General features: G+C 60.0%; 17 protein-coding genes. 9 read left to right on the plus strand and 8 right to left on the minus strand.

The features are described from left to right. Positions 1-10: 10 nt before the first annotated feature. Both J4E63_RS07150 and J4E63_RS07155 read right to left on the minus strand, forming a co-directional pair. Positions 11-373, minus strand: coding sequence for a DUF6364 family protein (locus tag J4E63_RS07150; protein WP_207281477.1), 363 nt, complete (start codon positions 371-373; stop codon positions 11-13). Positions 374-377: 4 nt separating this feature from the next. Beyond that, the gene (locus J4E63_RS07155) at positions 378-656 is read right to left on the minus strand and encodes a BrnT family toxin (protein ID WP_103308899.1); all 279 of its coding nucleotides are present in this window, start codon (positions 654-656) and stop codon (positions 378-380) included. A 678-nt stretch (positions 657-1,334) separates the two neighbouring features. Between J4E63_RS07155 and J4E63_RS07160 the strand changes: the two genes are divergently transcribed. Beyond that, positions 1,335-1,610, plus strand: a complete 276-nt coding sequence (locus J4E63_RS07160; RefSeq protein ID WP_103308880.1) for a hypothetical protein — start codon at positions 1,335-1,337, stop codon at positions 1,608-1,610. Between the two features lie 479 nt (positions 1,611-2,089). On the opposite strand, the gene J4E63_RS07165 is transcribed toward J4E63_RS07160, so the two are convergent. Continuing rightward, entirely contained in the window at positions 2,090-3,025 is a 936-nt protein-coding gene (locus J4E63_RS07165) for a LysR substrate-binding domain-containing protein (RefSeq protein ID WP_060738349.1), read from the minus strand. A gap of 180 nt (positions 3,026-3,205) precedes the next feature. Here J4E63_RS07165 and J4E63_RS07170 point away from each other — a divergent pair, with 180 nt between their 5' ends. Both J4E63_RS07170 and J4E63_RS07175 read left to right on the plus strand, forming a co-directional pair. Beyond that, positions 3,206-4,501, plus strand: a complete 1,296-nt coding sequence (locus J4E63_RS07170; protein ID WP_207281478.1) for a dicarboxylate/amino acid:cation symporter — start codon at positions 3,206-3,208, stop codon at positions 4,499-4,501. A gap of 10 nt (positions 4,502-4,511) precedes the next feature. Continuing rightward, positions 4,512-6,026: an amino acid racemase gene (locus tag J4E63_RS07175; RefSeq protein ID WP_207281479.1), complete on the plus strand. Its 1,515-nt coding sequence runs from the start codon at positions 4,512-4,514 to the stop codon at positions 6,024-6,026. Positions 6,027-6,169: 143 nt separating this feature from the next. Here J4E63_RS07175 and J4E63_RS07180 read toward each other — a convergent pair whose 3' ends face one another. After that, on the minus strand, positions 6,170-7,087 hold the full coding sequence (locus tag J4E63_RS07180; protein WP_207281480.1) for an AraC family transcriptional regulator: 918 nt from the start codon (positions 7,085-7,087) through the stop codon (positions 6,170-6,172). 368 nt (positions 7,088-7,455) lie between these two features. Between J4E63_RS07180 and J4E63_RS07185 the strand changes: the two genes are divergently transcribed. Both J4E63_RS07185 and J4E63_RS07190 read left to right on the plus strand, forming a co-directional pair. Next, a complete protein-coding gene (locus J4E63_RS07185; RefSeq protein ID WP_207281481.1) occupies positions 7,456-8,673 on the plus strand; it encodes an MFS transporter in 1,218 nt (405 codons plus the stop codon). A gap of 144 nt (positions 8,674-8,817) precedes the next feature. Further along, complete coding sequence (locus J4E63_RS07190; RefSeq protein ID WP_177431751.1) at positions 8,818-9,054, plus strand: hypothetical protein; 237 nt, start codon at positions 8,818-8,820, stop codon at positions 9,052-9,054. Between the two features lie 45 nt (positions 9,055-9,099). Here the strand turns inward: J4E63_RS07190 and J4E63_RS07195 are convergent, their stop codons facing one another. The 3 genes from J4E63_RS07195 to J4E63_RS07205 form a co-directional block, all read right to left on the minus strand. Next, positions 9,100-9,588, minus strand: a complete 489-nt coding sequence (locus tag J4E63_RS07195; RefSeq protein WP_103311104.1) for a hypothetical protein — start codon at positions 9,586-9,588, stop codon at positions 9,100-9,102. Positions 9,589-9,730: 142 nt separating this feature from the next. After that, positions 9,731-10,018: a NadS family protein gene (gene nadS / locus J4E63_RS07200; RefSeq protein WP_060738344.1), complete on the minus strand. Its 288-nt coding sequence runs from the start codon at positions 10,016-10,018 to the stop codon at positions 9,731-9,733. A gap of 2 nt (positions 10,019-10,020) precedes the next feature. Further along, positions 10,021-10,335 (minus strand): type II toxin-antitoxin system RelE/ParE family toxin, encoded by a 315-nt coding sequence (locus J4E63_RS07205; protein ID WP_060738343.1) that lies wholly within the window; start codon positions 10,333-10,335, stop codon positions 10,021-10,023. Between the two features lie 127 nt (positions 10,336-10,462). Here J4E63_RS07205 and arsN2 point away from each other — a divergent pair, with 127 nt between their 5' ends. Next, entirely contained in the window at positions 10,463-10,894 is a 432-nt protein-coding gene (arsN2, locus tag J4E63_RS07210) for an arsenic resistance N-acetyltransferase ArsN2 (protein WP_207281482.1), read from the plus strand. On the opposite strand, the gene chrA is transcribed toward arsN2, so the two are convergent. Next, complete coding sequence (gene chrA, locus J4E63_RS07215) at positions 10,891-12,249, minus strand: chromate efflux transporter (RefSeq protein WP_207281483.1); 1,359 nt, start codon at positions 12,247-12,249, stop codon at positions 10,891-10,893. The genes arsN2 and chrA overlap by 4 nt on opposite strands. Positions 12,250-12,571: 322 nt before the next feature. Here chrA and J4E63_RS07220 point away from each other — a divergent pair, with 322 nt between their 5' ends. The 3 genes from J4E63_RS07220 (at position 12,572) to J4E63_RS07230 (ending at position 15,967) form a co-directional block, all read left to right on the plus strand. Further along, positions 12,572-14,143 (plus strand): GGDEF domain-containing protein, encoded by a 1,572-nt coding sequence (locus J4E63_RS07220; RefSeq protein WP_207281484.1) that lies wholly within the window; start codon positions 12,572-12,574, stop codon positions 14,141-14,143. A gap of 102 nt (positions 14,144-14,245) precedes the next feature. Further along, positions 14,246-15,040, plus strand: coding sequence for an exodeoxyribonuclease III (gene xth / locus J4E63_RS07225; protein ID WP_207281485.1), 795 nt, complete (start codon positions 14,246-14,248; stop codon positions 15,038-15,040). Positions 15,041-15,142: 102 nt separating this feature from the next. Next, positions 15,143-15,967: an arylamine N-acetyltransferase gene (locus J4E63_RS07230; RefSeq protein WP_207281486.1), complete on the plus strand. Its 825-nt coding sequence runs from the start codon at positions 15,143-15,145 to the stop codon at positions 15,965-15,967. The last annotated feature ends 99 nt before the right edge of the window (positions 15,968-16,066 follow it).

Genomic DNA, 16,066 nt, shown 5'->3' on the forward strand with positions numbered 1-16,066 from the left:
TCTTCTCTGTTCATACCGATGCTTTGGCTTTACCGGGCTTGGATGCGTCCACCATCTTGTACAGCTCCTCAGTCATGGCGGCTAGGCGCTTTTCCAGATCCTTCACATCGGACCGGGTAATACCGTTTGCATAGGGTTTAACTGTTCGGGTTCGCTTTTGGGCTGCCGGTGAAAGATTGTGGGCAGTTTCAGATATCAAAGCCTGACGCAGTAGATTGTTGATGAGTGTCTGATATCCAGTACCAGCACTTTCGGCGCGTTCGCGAGCGGCCTCGATCACGTCCTCATCAAGCATGATGGTTATGCGGGTTTTGCCTTTGCTGCTTGCAACCGCCCCACGCTTGGCTGTGCTGAAATCGTATTCTTCTTTCATGGGTTCAACCTCCCAGGTACTGACGTAGTTCTTTTTTGGAGGCTAGTCGTGCGCTGATAAGACGAACGAAATCTGGCTCACGGTAGGTGTATGCAACGACGAGTACACGACCGCAGGCGTCTTGCCCCATGATAATCCACCGCTTTTCATCATGATCATTATCCTCACGCTCAAGAGCCATTTCGTCATAAAACACAGCTTCGGCATCGGCCAGGCTCACCTTGTGTTTCTTCTTGTTAGCGACGTTTTTTGCTGGATCATACTGAGTTATGAATGTTGTAATTATGCATATTCTATATGTATAAAAAAGACCCTGTGTCAGCCCTTTCGTTTGACTTGCAGCCAGGACGGGTGTGCTCAACCATACGATGAAACCTCAGCCCTTGCTTATGGCGCTGAGCGCTCATTCGTATCGAAATCATTCTTTGCATCCCACCGCCTGAACTGCTGAGTCCAGCTCCGGACACCTCCATCGGAAATTTCCCTCAAGCTGCGTCGCTCCCCGCTGACTATCCACCCAATCACCCCGTGCGCTAAGTTCTTTCCGTCGCTGCAAATTCAGCGAGAGGGTGTGGAAGCCCTTGTGAAAACCTAGCGCGTTGCACCGCTAAATTAAAAAGCAGACGCTTTTCCTAGGTCTGCTGTTAAATTACGGCGGCTGTACGCGGGGCGCCTTCGGGTGCGCCGGGTCCTAGGTTCTCGGTCTTCCACACCCGCGTACAGCTGCCACCCACCAGGTGGAAGTGGTGAAGGCAGTTCCTTTACATAACCTAGGTACAAGCCAATGAAAAAGCTCACCCCCAGCCCTCCGAAAACCACAGCCAATCCAAGGTGGCTTTCGTCTAGCGTCACCCAAGAATATCTCCTGCCAAATATCCGAATCTCGATCCCGGATTCACTCCCTTTGCCAGCGGCATCTCAATCCGCCACTGACCTCCCATCCCCGCAGGAGTAACCCCTCATGTCCCGCTACATGCCTATCACCGGTATCGAAAACAATTTCCACGCGCTGCTGATCGACACGGAAGCGCCGTTGGACGTGTTGCACGACACCGCCGCTTACCGCATCGCCGCTGTCACCCAGTTGCTGGAAAACCTCGCCATGCGTTCCGACATCAGTACGGACGCGGTGGTACTCCATGATTTTGCCCAAGTGTTGGCGATCCCCCTGCGCGATGGGTGTGATTTGCTGGATGTGATCGGGCGGCGGTTGCAGGCGCAGGTTCTGGCGTTGTAATGAAAGTGGGCGACTTCATGAGGTCGCCTGCACTGTCTTGCTCATCCACCCTGTGCAGTCTGCAACCCTGTGGGAGCGAGCCTGCTCGCGATAGCGGTGGGGCAGTTGATGGTGATGTCTGATGTGCTGCCGCCTCGCGAGCAAGCTCGCTCCCACAGTTTTTTCCGAGTTGTTCATAGATATTGCGTTCACCACAAATCCCTGTGTGGGAGCGGGCTTGCTCGCGAAAGCGGTGTGTCAGTTTGCAGGATGCTGGATGTGCTGCCGTCTTCGCGAGCAAGCCCGCTCCCACAGTTTTTTCCGAGTTGTTCATAGATATTGCGTTCACCGCAAATCCTCTGTGGGAGCGAGCTTGCTCGCGATAGCGGTGGGTCAGTTGGTGAGGATGTTGGATGTGATGCCGTCATCGCGAGCAAGCTCGCTCCCACAGTCAATCGGCGTGTACCTACCCTTTGCGAACAACGCTTGGGTGGTGTTGATCAGTTCGCACTCGGTGCGCTGCCCAGCCGATGCAACGAAGCACCCTCCAATGTCTTCCACAACTTGCGCATCGTCGGATTGCGATTGGCAATCGCACAATACGAGCGAATCTCCAATCGCGTGCTCCATTGCTCGCCGCCGGCCCGCACCAACAGCCCACGCTCCAACTCATCGGCCACCGCACTCTGCGGCAACCAGGCCACGCCGTAGCCCTCGATGGCCATGCGCATCAGCAGCATCGCCATGTCCGCTTCATAACAGCGCTCCAGCGCGATGGGTTCAGGGCCGTTGTTGATGACGATGTCGGCGACGCGCCCGAGGAATGTCGTTGCCGTATAGGCCAGGTAGGGCACCGGTTTGCCGGCGCGACCGGGCAGGCGGAACAGCGGTTCGCCCTTGCGGTTGGGCGCGCATAGGGGGATGAACGCGTCGTGGCCGAGCACCAGGCTGCCAAAACGCTCGGCGTCCAGCAGGATGGGCGCAAGCGGGTGATGGTAGACCATCATCAAGTCGCAACTGCCTTCCTCCAAGGCAATGACGGCGTCATGAATGTTGGCGGCCACCACCCGGGCGTTGAACTGCTCGTTGTGTTGCTGGAACTGCGAGAGCCACTTGGGCAGGAAGGTCATCGACAGGCTGTGGCCGGCGGTGATCTGGATGGAACGCCCCGGCATTCGTTCCACGTCCCGCAGCGTCGAGCGCAACCTCAGTAATCCGGCGAGGGCCTCTCGGCTTTCATCGCAGAAGGTGACTCCCGCGGGGGTGAGTTGGACAGGGTAGGTGCCCCGGTCCACCAGCTTGACGCCCACCCATTCCTCAAGTGAACGGATACGCCTGGACAAGGCCGATTGCGTCACGCATCGAACCTCGGCCGCGCGGGAGAAATTTTTCCATTCGCCAATCGCCAGAAGATCATCCAGCCATTTGAGTTGCATATCGAGACCCCCCTCTGAGAGCGCAACTTTACTGCGCAATCTCCCGGCATAGCGCGACCTTTCGCTAACTATTCCAAAAGCGCATGGGGTTAGCCGGATTACTCATCATCCTCCCGGATCCGCTCCTTAGAATCGATCCTGCCAAGTAAAAAACTCCAAGAACTACTTGAGGACAGCACCGTGAAGAAAAATAAGCTCCCACGTCGAATTGCAATGGGCATAGCCCTGGGCGTGCTGGTCGGTTGGGCGTGTCACCATTTCGCAGGGAGCGAGCAAAGTGCCAAAGAGATCGCCAGTTACTTCTCGATGGTCACTGATATTTTCCTGCGCATGATCAAGATGATCATCGCGCCGCTGGTGTTCGCGACGTTGGTGGGCGGTATCGCCAGCATGGGCAATTCTCGCTCTGTCGGCAGGATCGGGGCCCGGGCGATGGCCTGGTTTGTCACCGCCTCGGTCGTCTCGCTGCTGATCGGAATGGGGCTGGTCAACCTGTTTCAACCCGGTGCCGGGCTGAACATGGACGTGGCCCAGCACGCAACGGCGGACGTGCCGGTCAATTCCGGCGACTTCAGTCTCAAGGCGTTCATCGGCCACGTGTTCCCCCGCAGCATTGCCGAAGCGATGGCTAACAACGAGATTCTGCAGATCGTGGTGTTTTCGCTGTTTTTCGGCTTTGCGTTGGCGGGGGTGAAGCGGGCGGGTTACACCCGGATCAGCGATTCCATCGAAGAGTTGGCGAAGGTGATGTTCAAGATCACCGACTACGTGATGGCCTTCGCGCCGATTGGGGTGTTTGCCGCCATCGCCTCGGCAATCACCACCCAGGGGCTTGGCTTGCTGGTGGATTACGGCAAGCTGATCGCCGAGTTCTACCTGGGGATCCTGATCCTCTGGGCGTTGCTGTTCGGTGCCGGCTACCTGTTCCTCGGTCGCTCTGTTTTCCACCTCGGCAAGCTCATCCGTGAGCCGATTCTCCTGGCCTTTTCCACCGCCAGCAGTGAGTCCGCCTACCCGAAAACCATCGAGGCGCTGGAGAAGTTTGGCGCGCCAAAACGTGTGTCCAGCTTCGTGTTGCCCCTGGGCTATTCGTTCAACCTTGATGGCTCGATGATGTACCAGGCGTTCGCCATCCTGTTCATCGCCCAGGCCTACAACATTGATCTGAGTTTCACTCAGCAGTTGCTGATTCTTCTGACACTGATGATCACCAGCAAGGGCATGGCCGGTGTCGCCCGGGCTTCGGTGGTCGTGGTCGCGGCCACGTTGCCGATGTTCAATCTTCCCGAGGCGGGGCTGCTGTTGATCATCGGCATCGACCAGTTCCTCGACATGGCCCGTACGGCCACGAATGTGGTGGGTAACAGCATTGCGACGGCGGTTGTCGCCAAGTCCGAACCCCACGAAGACGCTGACGAGGAAGAGGGTGGACATGCTCCGGCTCGGTCGCGATCCGAGCCGGTGCCGGTGGCTTGAGGAGAGACTCATGAAGGCTAAAGCGAAGTCGAGCCACAAGGCTTCTGTGGTGCGCAAGTTGGGGATCGTCGGTGGGCTTGGGTCACTGGCCGGGGGCGATCTGTTCTACAAGTTGGTCAAGTCCCGGGCGGTGCTCGAGGATCAGGGGCGCTACCATTTCCTGTTCGAGCAGCACCCCTTCAAGGATGTGCTGCTGCCGCTGGACCAGGGCGCGAACATGACGTCGCGCAAGTTCTATGTGTTCCAGGTGTGCAAGTCGTTCGAGGACAGTGGCTTCGATGCGGTGATGCTTCCATGCTTCGCCAGCCATACGTTTCGCGCTGAAATCGAGGAGGCGCTGGGCATTCCCGTGCTGGACATGATGGCCGCCTTGACCCAGCACGTCAGCCACACGGTGCCGTCCCAGGCGACGTTGGGGGTGATCGCCTCCGACTTTGTGCGCCATTGCGGATTGTTCGAGCGACATTTTGGCAAAGACTTTCAGATCGTTTACCCCGACGCAGACGCTCAAGCGGGTTTGATGGAGGCGATGTACGGCCTCAATGGCATCAAGGACGGTCATCTCGAAGGCGTGCCGCTTGAGGCGGTCTATCGGGCGTGTCTCTCATTGCAGGCCCAGGGTGCGACGGTGATCCTGCCCGGCATGACCGAGCTTTCCCTGGTCTGTGCCGACTTGCAGCGTCGCGGGGTCACCGTGCTGGACATCAATGAGATCTACGCCGACTTCGCGACGCTGGACCAGCAGCCCAGGCGCCCACCCTTCAAGCTGGGTATCGTGGGGGGCGTCGGGCCTGCCGCCACGGTGGATTTCATGGCCAAGGTGGTGGCCAATACGCCAGCGGGAAAGGACCAGGACCACATCAAGATGGTGGTCGAGCAAAACCCGCAGATACCGGACCGGACGGCGAACCTGTTGCGGGATGAGACCGATCCGACGATGGCGATGTACGCCACGTGCAAACGTCTCGAAAGCGCCGGTGCCAACGCCATCGCAATTCCCTGCAACACCGCCCATGCCTTCGTCGAGCGGATCCAGGCGCACCTGAGGGTGCCCATCGTGAACATGCTGAGCGAGACGGTGGCATGGATCGCGCGCACTTATGGTTCGGACAAGGCGATTGGCCTGCTGGCGACGTCCGGTACGGTGCAGAGCCAGGTTTATCACCAGGCGGCGCGTCATGCCGGGTTCCAGCTCCTTACGCCAGGTGTCGATTACCAGGCGATGGTCATGGACGCCATCTACGGACCGCGGGGTATCAAGGCTGGCTTCACACAGGGGCTCTGCAGGGAGCAGTTGTTGCTGGCGGCTGAGCACCTGTGCGAGTTGGGGGCTGGGGTGTTGATCCTGGGATGCACGGAGTTGCCGCTGGTGCTGGCGCATTGCGAGGCGTTCGATATCAATGGGCACAGGGTGGCGCTGGTTGATCCGACGATGATTCTGGCGTTGAGGTGTGTGACGTTGGCGCAGAGGGCTGACAAGCCGATGAGCGTTCTGAAAACGTCGAAGGATGTTGCTGCTATCTGACGGTTGAAATTTGGCCCTTGTGGCGAGGGAGCTTGCTCCCGCTTGAGTGCGAAGCGCTCACAAAAGGGGCTGCTACGCAGCCCAGCGGGAGCAAGCTCCCTCGCCACAATGAGTCAGACCACAATGAGTCAAACCTGAATCTATCAAACCGCCTTGGTGTGGTTGGCCGGCCCGCGCAACGCCGCAATGTCCCGCTTGGGTGGCACGCCAAACAAACGGGCGTATTCGCGGCTGAATTGTGAAGGGCTTTCGTAGCCCACCTTGAAGGCCGCACTCGCGACGTCCACGTGTTCGTTGAGCATCAAGCGTTTGGCTTCGTTCAACCGCAGCCACTTCTGGTATTGCAGCGGGCTCATCGCCGTGAGCTGGCGGAAGTGGTGGTGAAACGTCGGCGCGCTCATTTGCACCCGCGCCGCGAGGTCGTCCACGCGCACGGGCTCGGTGTAGTTCAATTTCAGCCAGTCGATGGCCTTGGCGATCCGGTAGCCCTGGCTATCGACCGAGGCGATCTGCCGCAGCCGGGCGGCCTGGTCGCTGAGCAGCAGCCGATAGTGGATCTCGCGCTGGATCAACGGTGCCAGTATGGGAATCGCTTCCGGTTCGTCGAGCAACGCCAGCAGGCGTGCGCACGGCGCCAAGAGGTCTGGCGTCGCGGTGCCGGTTCCTGCGCCGATCCCGACCGCTCGATCATGCGGCGGCGACAGGCTGCCTTGGGCGATCAGGTCGGCCACCATGCGCAAGTCGAGCCTCAGGACCAGGCCCAGGCAGGGTTGCTCCGGGCTTGCCTGCAGCACTTCGGAATTGGCCGGGATGTCCAGGGAGGTCATGAGGAACCGGCCGGTGTCGTAGCCATAGGCTTCGCCACCGATCCATACCTGCTTCTCGCCTTGGGCCACCAGCACGATGCTCGGTTCGATCATGCAAATCACCGGCGGTGCCGGGGCTTCACGCCGGAAGAAGACGAGGCCGGGAATGGGCGTTTCGAAGTCGCCCGGGTGTGGTGTCCAGGCGCCAATGACGGCGGTCAATGTCTCTTGTACGGATCTGCGTTGGACGACCATGTCGGCTCCGGGTGTCATCTCGGCTCAAGCGCTATAGGCAGAACATTAACGCGCTAAACGAAGCGCTGCCTATGTGCGATGGAAGAACTCATAGGATCAGGCAAGCATCTCAGCGTAATGCGTTACCGACCGGCCGGATCGAGCGCTGAAAATACTCCCTCACTCAATCCACCAAAGAATCGCGAGCAAGCTCGCTCCCACAGGGGAGGTGTGGCGGGCACGAAATATGTGAACACCCCATTCAAAACTGTGGGAGCGAGCTTGCTCGCGATAGCGGTCTGCCTGAGGCGCTGGTGTCGGATGTGCCGCCGTCATCGCGAGCGAGCTCGCTCCCACAGCTCCATCAAGCACCACAGGATTGTCATTCAATGACCGATAACTCATTGCCACAAGACCCGCCCGCCTGGGGCGCGGTATTTGCCATGGCGCTCGCCGCATTCGTGCTGGTTGCCTCGGAGTTCATGCCAGTCAGCTTGCTGACGCCGGTAGCGGCCGATCTTCATGTCAGTGAAGGACAGGCCGGTCAAGGCATTGCCGTCTCTGGCGCGTTTGCCCTGATCACCAGCCTGTTCATCGCCTCGATTGCCGCCCGGGTCGACCGCAAATGGCTCCTGCTGGGTCTGACCTTGCTGATGATCGTTTCAGGCACCGTGGTGGCGTTCGCACCGAATTACCCGGTATTCATGGTCGGTCGCGCGTTGATCGGCGTGGCGATTGGCGGCTTCTGGTCGCTGTCGGCGGCCACGGCCATGCGGCTCGTGCCGGACGCTCAGGTTCCGCGGGCACTGGCCGTGGTCAATGGCGGCAATGCCTTGGCGACCGTGGTCGCTGCGCCGCTGGGCAGCTTCCTGGGGGCGATCATCGGTTGGCGTGGCGCGTTTTTCTGCATTGTGCCGGTCGCCGCCATCGCCCTGGTCTGGCTGCTGTTGCGCCTGCCCTCCATGCCTTCGAAGGCGAAGCAGGGCAGTACCAACGTCTTCAAGTTGATGACCCGGGCACCGGTCGCGCTGGGCATGCTGGCGGTCAGCACGTTTTTCATGGGCCAGTTCATGTTGTTCACCTACCTGCGCCCGTTCCTTGAAACAGTGACGCAAGTGAGCGTTTCAAGGCTGTCCTTCATGTTGTTGGTGATCGGTGTGGCGGGGCTGCTGGGCACCTTCCTGATCGGGACCTGCTTGAAAAACAACCTCTATCGGACGCTTATCGTCATCCCCCTGTTGATGGCCGCGATTGCCATTGCCCTGGTGGGGTTCGGCGGCTCGGTCACGATCACGACCCTCCTGCTCGGCCTTTGGGGGCTGGTGGGTACGGCAGCGCCCGTAGGCTGGTGGACCTGGCTTTCGCGAACGCTACCGGAAGATGCCGAAGCCGGTGGCGGCCTGATGGTAGCGATCGTCCAGCTCGCCATCGCAGCGGGCGCGACAGTGGGTGGCCTGCTGTTTGATCTGAGTGGCTATCGCGCGACCTTCGAAACCAGTGCGGCCGTGTTGGCCATGGCCGCTGTGCTGACGGTGCTGGCTGCTCGGTCAGCGGTCCGGGAGTCGTTATCGACTGGGGCGGCGGCGTCCTATGGCGCGGCGGGTTGAGGCGGATCATCCACGCCAGGAAGGGCGACCGTTGGGCGCTTGAGTTTGGTGGCACATTGATGGCTTGTTATGCTCTGGGTTTGTCATTCATCACGTTGGTTCATTGTGACAACAGAGCGAATTTCCCAATTAGAGCAAGCCCTTATGGCCGTGATCGCCGCGGCCGGGAAGATGGGCATCAGCCGCGATGAATTGTGCGTACAGGCCGTGGGTGGGCTGATATCCGATCCGTACTGGAGCTGGGCGGATGTTCGATACGCGCAAGGCGCGGCTGACGAAATCGACAATGCCTTGAATTTACTTGTAGGAAGACCGGCCCAAGAACTGACGCTACCGGTGCCCGGAAACGATCCAGCACTCGAATCAGCGCCGCAGATCTAGCGTGCCCTCCAATGAAAATGGGCGATCAAGGATCGCCCGTTTACGTTATAGGCCAAGGCCTTCTTCTACCAGCGAGAGCAAGGCGTCCTCGTCCAGAATGGTAGGTTCAGCGGGCTGTTGCCCTGTCGAGTGCAGGGCATGGATATGCCAAAGCGATTCGCCATGCTCACCGAGTGTGCGCACGATGCAGTGTTCCTGCCCTTTCATATGGACTTCAATGCAGCCCTCTCCCTTGGCCGAGAAGCGCGCAATCGGGTCGAATGAAATGCGGCGATGATTGCCTTCGATCATCAGTTGGTCGATGGCGTAGTTGTACGTCGAACCGCTGGAGTGACTTTCAAAGACGTGGGTGGGGTTGCGCCGAATGTCCAGGCCCGCCTCGCACACGGGAGCCAGCCAGGTTTCGATCTGGCGATACAGCTCGTAGACCTGGGCCGGCCAGTGCTCGATCGCCAGGTCGGCGCAGTTGTCGGTATCGGCGCGGGTCTGCTGGGTTTTCCTCAGTTTGGCCGCTAGCTCGTCTGCCTTGCTCATGTCGATTCCTTGTCGTGATGATAGGTTTTGAGCTTAGCTGATGGGGTGGGGTGTTCATTTGCGCCAGGTCATGGCGGGCCGGGAGCAAGCGCCTTCGCCACATGGAAGCACTGCCTGAGCGTTCTGTTCATTTCGACAATGCTTAAACGGCTAAGGCGCTGATCACGTGTTTCGGATCATTGTGAATCGCCCGCAGCAGCGCTTTAGCGGGGCCGGTAGGCTCGCGCCGTCCCTGCTCCCAGTTGCGAAGCGTGCCCAGTTGGACATCGATCAGTGCTGCAAATTTGGCTTGGGTCAGGCCGGTAGCCTTGCGTATCGCCTTCACTTGCAGTGCATCGACGATGAATTCCCGTGATGGCTGGCGTTCGCCTCGGACGATTTCATCCATCTGCTGCACGCTTTCCATCAGCTCATCGAAAAATTTGCTCATGGTTATCTCCAGTGCTCGACAATCAATTTCAACGCTTTTCGTTGATCGACAGTCAAGTCTTGCTGTTCATTTTTCGGATATATCATCAGTAACGCGATCCGCGAAGCATGGACGAAGTGGTAGTAGATCACCCTGGCTCCCCCCCGTTTGCCATGGCCTTTGGCTGCGATACGAATCTTTCGGATCCCCCCGGTGGCTTCCATAACTTCACCAGCGGAAGGATTGCAGACCCGTATTTTCTGTAGGACAGCGAAATCATCGTCATCCATCAGTTCTTTGACCCGACGGGTAAAAATTGGAGTTTCAATAAAAATCATTGCTAATGTACGCCAGTGGCTTACTTTCGAGCAATCCTATTGAAGCCCGACCTCCGACGCACTCCGTGAGTTGTAACCAAATTCGGGGTGCCCGATGATCAAGGCAAGACGTAGACGAGCACCCACCATGCACATGACAGCTCTAAGCAATAACGATCTGGGACCCTTGCGCGATGCACTCACCCAAGCCGGGCTACCCGTGGACGACCTGACATATTCCGGTCGCCAGTTCTTCAGCTTCAACCACCAGGGTGTCGACGTGGGGTTTGCTGGCATCGAGGGGGAGGGGGCCGAGCGGTTGCTGCGCTCGTTGGTTGTCCTTGAGGGGCAGCGGGGCCGGGGTGCTGGTGTGGCGGTGCTCGCCGCTGTCGAAGCGTTTGCGAGACGCGAGGGGGTGGAGCGGCTCCACTTGTTGACCGACAGTGCCGCGGCGTTTTTTACCGGCCAGGGCTATCAGCAGGAGGATCGCTCGCTGGCGCCCGCGTCAATCAGCGCGACGGCCCAGTTCAAGACCTTGTGCCCGGCCTCGGCGACCTACCTGAGCAAGCGCCTCGTCTAGCGCAACAAATGCACCGCCAGCCCGGCCAACCCGCACGCCAGCAACACCTGGATCACCCCGCGCTTGTAGCGAAACAGCGCCACCGCCGCCGCGATCGCGATGATCGCTGACGGCCAGTCCAGGGCACCTGCAAAACCGTTGGGCCAGAGCACGTGATAACCGAAGAAGCAGGCCAGGTTGAGGATTACCCCGACCACCGCCGCGGTAATCGCCGTCAGCGGTGCGGTGAATTTCAACGCGTTGTGGGTCGATTCCACCAGCGGGCCGCCGGCCAGGATGAACAGGAACGAGGGCAGGAACGTGAACCAGGTCACCAGCGTGGCCGCGACGACCCCGGCGAGGAAGGCCTGTTCGGGACCGAATACCTGCATCACGTAACCTCCGACGAAACCGACGAAGGCCACGACCATGATCAGCGGCCCGGGCGTGGTTTCGCCCAGGGCCAGGCCGTCGATCATTTGTGTCGGCGTCAGCCAGCCGAAGTGCCCGACGGCGCCCTGGTACACGTAGGGCAAGACCGCATAGGCACCGCCGAAGGTCAGCAGCGCGGCCTTGGTGAAGAACCAGGCCATTTGCGTCAATGTGCCGCCCCAGCCGAACACGGCGGTCAGCAGGCCCATGGGCACGATCCACAACAGGGCACCGACGACCACCAGGCGGACCAACCTGGCGGCGCTGAACCGGGCATGCTCCGGGGTTGGCGTGTCGTCGTCGATCAAGGCGGGGCCGAAGGATTTGTGTTGGGTATCGTGACCGCCCAGGCTGAATTTTTCCGGTGCCCAGCGACCGCCGAAGTAACCGATGGCAGCCGCACCCAGCACGATCAATGGGAAGGGGAGATCAAGGGCGAAGATCGCGGTGAACGATGCCGCCGCGATCGCCCACAGCCAATTGTTCTTGAGTGCGCGGGAGCCGATCCGGTGGGCGGCATGCACCACGATGGCCGTCACGGCCGGTTTGATGCCATAGAAAATACCCGCCACCACCGGCACTTCGCCAAAGGCGATGTACAGCCACGACAAGGCGATGAGAATGAACAGCGAAGGCAGCACGAACAACGCGCCGGCGATCACTCCACCCCAGCTTCGGTGCATCAACCAGCCCAGGTACGTCGCCAATTGTTGGGCCTCAGGCCCCGGCAGCAACATGCAGTAATTGAGGGCGTGCAGGAAGCGCCGCTCGGAAATCCAGCGCCGCCGTTCCACCAGTTCCTGGTGCATGATCGAGATCTGCCCCGCTGGGCCGCCGAAACTGATGAAGCCCAGTTTGAGCCAGAACCAGAACGCCTCGCGCAGACTGACGGCGCCGGGTCGGGTCAGGGCCTGTTCATCATCGATTCGGGTCGGTTGGCTCATGGTCGATGGGGCACTTGGAAGTCAAAGGCGACCATACGTTATGGGGCGTTACGCAATTTAGATAGCCCCAGGAAGGTTTGCTTGTAAAAAACAGTCCTTCAACGCTGTCGCAAGTGCGGGTGTGCATGCTCTCGCCACGGGAATTTCTTCGTTCTGAATCGGGCATTTTTGCAAGCCCAGGGGCGGGGTTTTGGATCCACTCCAGCCACCCATCGGCTCCGCTGCACGGGCAAATTGCCGCCTCACAAGCGGTAGGCTAAGCTCACGAATATTGGGGGTTATGCGCGAATTCGCGCATGCTTTGCCCTCTTCAGGAATTCGCTTGCCAATCTCCATCTACGATCCTTTTCATATCCCTGCCGGTGCCTTGAAACGCCTGCCGCTGCTCAAGGCTGCGGTTATGTTTATCGCGGCGGTGTGCCTGTGCCTGTGCGGTTTGCTTTACCTGCAGTTGGAGCAGTCCCGCAGCCACGACGTGGCGTCGGCCCGCATCGCCTCGGCCACCCTTACCCGGGCCATGGCCCAGCAGGCCCAGGACACCTTCATCCAGGCCGATCTGGTCCTGGCCAGTCTGGCGGATTGGATCCAGGTCGACGGTTTTGGGCCTGCGGTTCAGCCACGCTTGCAGCAAACCTTTGCCCGCCGCGTGCAATCGCTTGAGCAGTTGCATGGCCTGTTCCTGTTCGACAAGCGCGGTCATTGGGTCATTACCTCCTTCGAGGACCTGCACAGGGGGGCAGGGGTGGCGGATCGAGAGTATTTCGTTTTCCACCAGCAGAACGCCTCCCTGGTCCCCCATATCGGCCCGGCGATCCGCAGTCGGCAAAACGGTGAGTGGATCATCCCGGTTTCCAGGCGCTTGAATGACCGAGACGGCAACTTCCAGGGGGTGTTGCTGGCCGGCATCAAAATGTCCTACTTCGACCGGTTCTTCAAAAGCTTCAGCCTGGATGAGCAAGGCGAGATGGCCCTGGCCTTGTCCGACGGGACGCTGTTGGCCCGGCGCCCCTTCGATGAGGCGCGGATCGGTCGCCCGTTGGCCGAGGAAGGGATCTACAACCATACCGCGGCCAACGGGATGTCTGGCGATGCGATCATCCGTTCAGATGTCGACGGTGTCGTCAGGTTGTATGGGCATCAACATTTACAGGCTTATCCGTTGGTGGTCATCGCGGCGATTTCCGAAGAATCGATCCTGGCGGGCTGGCATGACCGGGCCTTCCAATCCAGCCTCATCGTGGGCTTGGTGGTCCTGGGCATTTGCTTGTTCGGCTGGGTCTTCGTGCGCCAGGTACGCAACAGCGAAAAGATCGAAGCGGACTTGCGCAAGGCGCAGGAGGCGTTGGAGCTGATTGCCACCCATGACAGCCTCACCGGGCTGGCGAACCGGCGTCTGTTCGAACGGGCCCTGGACATCGAGTTCGGTCGGGGCGCTCGTCAGCGCAGTCCCTTGAGTCTGATCATGCTCGACATCGATTTTTTCAAACGCTACAACGACGCCTATGGGCACGTGGCCGGGGATCACTGCCTGGCGGAAGTGGCCAAGGTGCTCAAGAGTTGCTGTCATCGCAAGGCCGATCTGGCGGTACGGTATGGCGGCGAAGAGTTTGCGGTACTGCTGCCCGACACGAACCTTTCGGGGGCCATGGCGTTGGCCGAGCAGATCCGCCGCAGCGTCATCGACAAGCACATCACCCATTCCGGCTCCCCGACCGGCTTCCTCACGGTGAGCCTGGGTTGCTATGCCTTTGTGCCCAGCAGCCTGGACAGCATCGAAGTCTTCATCCAGCGCGCCGATGCGGCGCTTTACCAGGCCAAGCACAGTGGCCGCAACCGAGTGGCGGTGTTATCGACAGAAGGCGGGCTGGATACGCTGGCGCGCTCGGATCGTTGAGAGCGATTGGAACATCGGCCATGGGCTGACGAAGACCCGTTGCAACCACCGCGCCGGGTTGACGGTCACAGCCAGTAACGTGACGTTTCGAGTGCTGGCTCTATGAAAAACCTGCGGATCGCGACCTTCAACATCAATGGCATCCGTGCACGGCTGCCCAACCTGCTGGAATGGCTGGAGCGGGAAAAACCCGACATTGTCTGTTTGCAGGAGCTCAAGGCCGTGGACAAGGATTTCCCGGCGGCGGAGTTGGAATCGGTGGGGTACGGGGCAATCTGGCAGGGGCAGGCGTCCTGGAACGGTGTCGCGATCCTGGCCCGTGACGCGCAGCCGTTGGAGAGCCGCCGAGGCCTGCCCGGTGGGGACGACGACAGCCACAGTCGCTATCTGGAGGCGGCGGTGCACGGCGTGCTGGTGGGGTGCCTGTACCTGCCCAACGGCAATCCGCAACCGGGCCCCAAGTTCGACTACAAGTTGGCCTGGTTCGAACGGCTGATCGAGTACGCCCAGGGGCTACAGGCCAGTGACCATCCCGTGGTGCTCGCCGGTGACTACAATGTGGTGCCCACCGACCTGGACATCTACAACCCGCGCTCCTGGCTCAAGGATGCGCTGTTGCAGCCCGAAAGCCGCGAGTGTTACCAGCGGTTGCTGGACCAGGGCTGGACCGATTCGCTGCGCTATCTGTATCCGGACGAGCGCCTCTACACCTTCTGGGACTATTTCCGTCAGCACTGGCAAAAGAACTCCGGACTGCGCATCGATCATCTGCTGCTCAATCCGGTCGCCAGCGCCTACTTGAGCGAGGGCGGGGTGGACGCCTGGGTCCGGAACCAGCCTCACCCCAGCGACCATGCGCCCACCTGGATCCGGCTGGCTTCGCGTAAACGGCGCTGACGGGGCCGATTGTTGTCTCTGTGAAGGGAATGCCTTATACCTGCGCCCATTAGCCGTGCGCTTGTTGTGAGCGCTGGCCGCCCCCGGAAAAGGACAACCGTCATGAGTCATCCCCAACTGAGCGATACGAGCCGTTATCTGCGGCGCCTGGGTTTCGACGCACCACCGGTGCCGACGCTCGATACATTGCGCCAACTGCAATGGCGCCATACCGCTGAATTCCCCTTTGAAACCCTGTCGACATTGCTGCGTCAGCCTGTGCCCATCGACCTTGAATCGGTCGAGCGCAAGGTTTTCGAAGAGGGGCGTGGTGGCTATTGCTATGAACTCAACCAGCTATTCCTGGCGCTGTTGCAGACATTGGGTTTCGATGCCCGTGGCATCACTGGGCGCGTGGTGATGAATGCGCCAGAGGACGCCTGGCCTGCCCGGACCCATCGGCTGAGCCTGGTGACGATCGACGGTGTGCGCTATATCACCGACGTCGGTTTTGGCGGCATGGTGCCCACTGCGCCGCTGCTGCTGGACAGCCGTGATACCCAAGTCACGCCCCATGAGCCGTACCGCATCGAGACCCCTGCGGACGGCTATCTGTTGCGCGCAAACGTCGCCGGCGAATGGCGGCCGATGTACCTGTTCGACCTGCAACGCCAGGAAGACATCGATTACACCGTCGGCAACTGGTACGTCTGCAACCATCCGGAGTCGCCGTTCATGGGCCGGTTGATGGTGGCCCGCACCGGTGACGGATTGCGCAAGACCCTGAACGGCAACAGCTACGCCGTGCATCGCATAGGGCAGGAGAGCGAGCGGCGCGTGATCGTCGATGCCGATGAGTTGATCGATCTGCTGGAACAGGAGTTCAGCCTGCGCGTGCCGCTACGGGAGCTGTTGCGGCCCGCGCTTGTGGGGTTGCTTCAAGGATAAAAAGGCGGTTGGCCGCAGGCCTGTTCCGAATGTGTACACAATAAGTTGTATACAACTCTATGGACATTTGTCCCGAGTTTTGAATACAGTGTGCCCATA

The organism is Pseudomonas sp. FW300-N2F2, assembly GCF_017351655.1.
GTDB classification, from domain to species: Bacteria; Pseudomonadota; Gammaproteobacteria; order Pseudomonadales; family Pseudomonadaceae; genus Aquipseudomonas; species Aquipseudomonas fluorescens_AA.

Excerpts from the sequence above, each read along its gene's own strand:
- J4E63_RS07150 (WP_207281477.1), bottom strand. The coding sequence starts at position 373 with ATGAAAGAAGAATACGATTTCAGCACAGCCAAGCGTGGGGCGGTTGCA.
- J4E63_RS07160 (WP_103308880.1), top strand. The coding sequence starts at position 1,335 with ATGTCCCGCTACATGCCTATCACCGGTATCGAAAACAATTTCCACGCG.
- J4E63_RS07165 (WP_060738349.1), bottom strand. The coding sequence starts at position 3,025 with ATGCAACTCAAATGGCTGGATGATCTTCTGGCGATTGGCGAATGGAAA.
- J4E63_RS07175 (WP_207281479.1), top strand. The coding sequence starts at position 4,512 with ATGAAGGCTAAAGCGAAGTCGAGCCACAAGGCTTCTGTGGTGCGCAAG.
- J4E63_RS07180 (WP_207281480.1), bottom strand. The coding sequence starts at position 7,087 with ATGGTCGTCCAACGCAGATCCGTACAAGAGACATTGACCGCCGTCATT.
- J4E63_RS07185 (WP_207281481.1), top strand. The coding sequence starts at position 7,456 with ATGACCGATAACTCATTGCCACAAGACCCGCCCGCCTGGGGCGCGGTA.
- J4E63_RS07190 (WP_177431751.1), top strand. The coding sequence starts at position 8,818 with ATGGCCGTGATCGCCGCGGCCGGGAAGATGGGCATCAGCCGCGATGAA.
- J4E63_RS07195 (WP_103311104.1), bottom strand. The coding sequence starts at position 9,588 with ATGAGCAAGGCAGACGAGCTAGCGGCCAAACTGAGGAAAACCCAGCAG.
- nadS (WP_060738344.1), bottom strand. The coding sequence starts at position 10,018 with ATGAGCAAATTTTTCGATGAGCTGATGGAAAGCGTGCAGCAGATGGAT.
- J4E63_RS07205 (WP_060738343.1), bottom strand. The coding sequence starts at position 10,335 with ATGATTTTTATTGAAACTCCAATTTTTACCCGTCGGGTCAAAGAACTG.
- arsN2 (WP_207281482.1), top strand. The coding sequence starts at position 10,463 with ATGCACATGACAGCTCTAAGCAATAACGATCTGGGACCCTTGCGCGAT.
- chrA (WP_207281483.1), bottom strand. The coding sequence starts at position 12,249 with ATGAGCCAACCGACCCGAATCGATGATGAACAGGCCCTGACCCGACCC.
- xth (WP_207281485.1), top strand. The coding sequence starts at position 14,246 with ATGAAAAACCTGCGGATCGCGACCTTCAACATCAATGGCATCCGTGCA.
- J4E63_RS07230 (WP_207281486.1), top strand. The coding sequence starts at position 15,143 with ATGAGTCATCCCCAACTGAGCGATACGAGCCGTTATCTGCGGCGCCTG.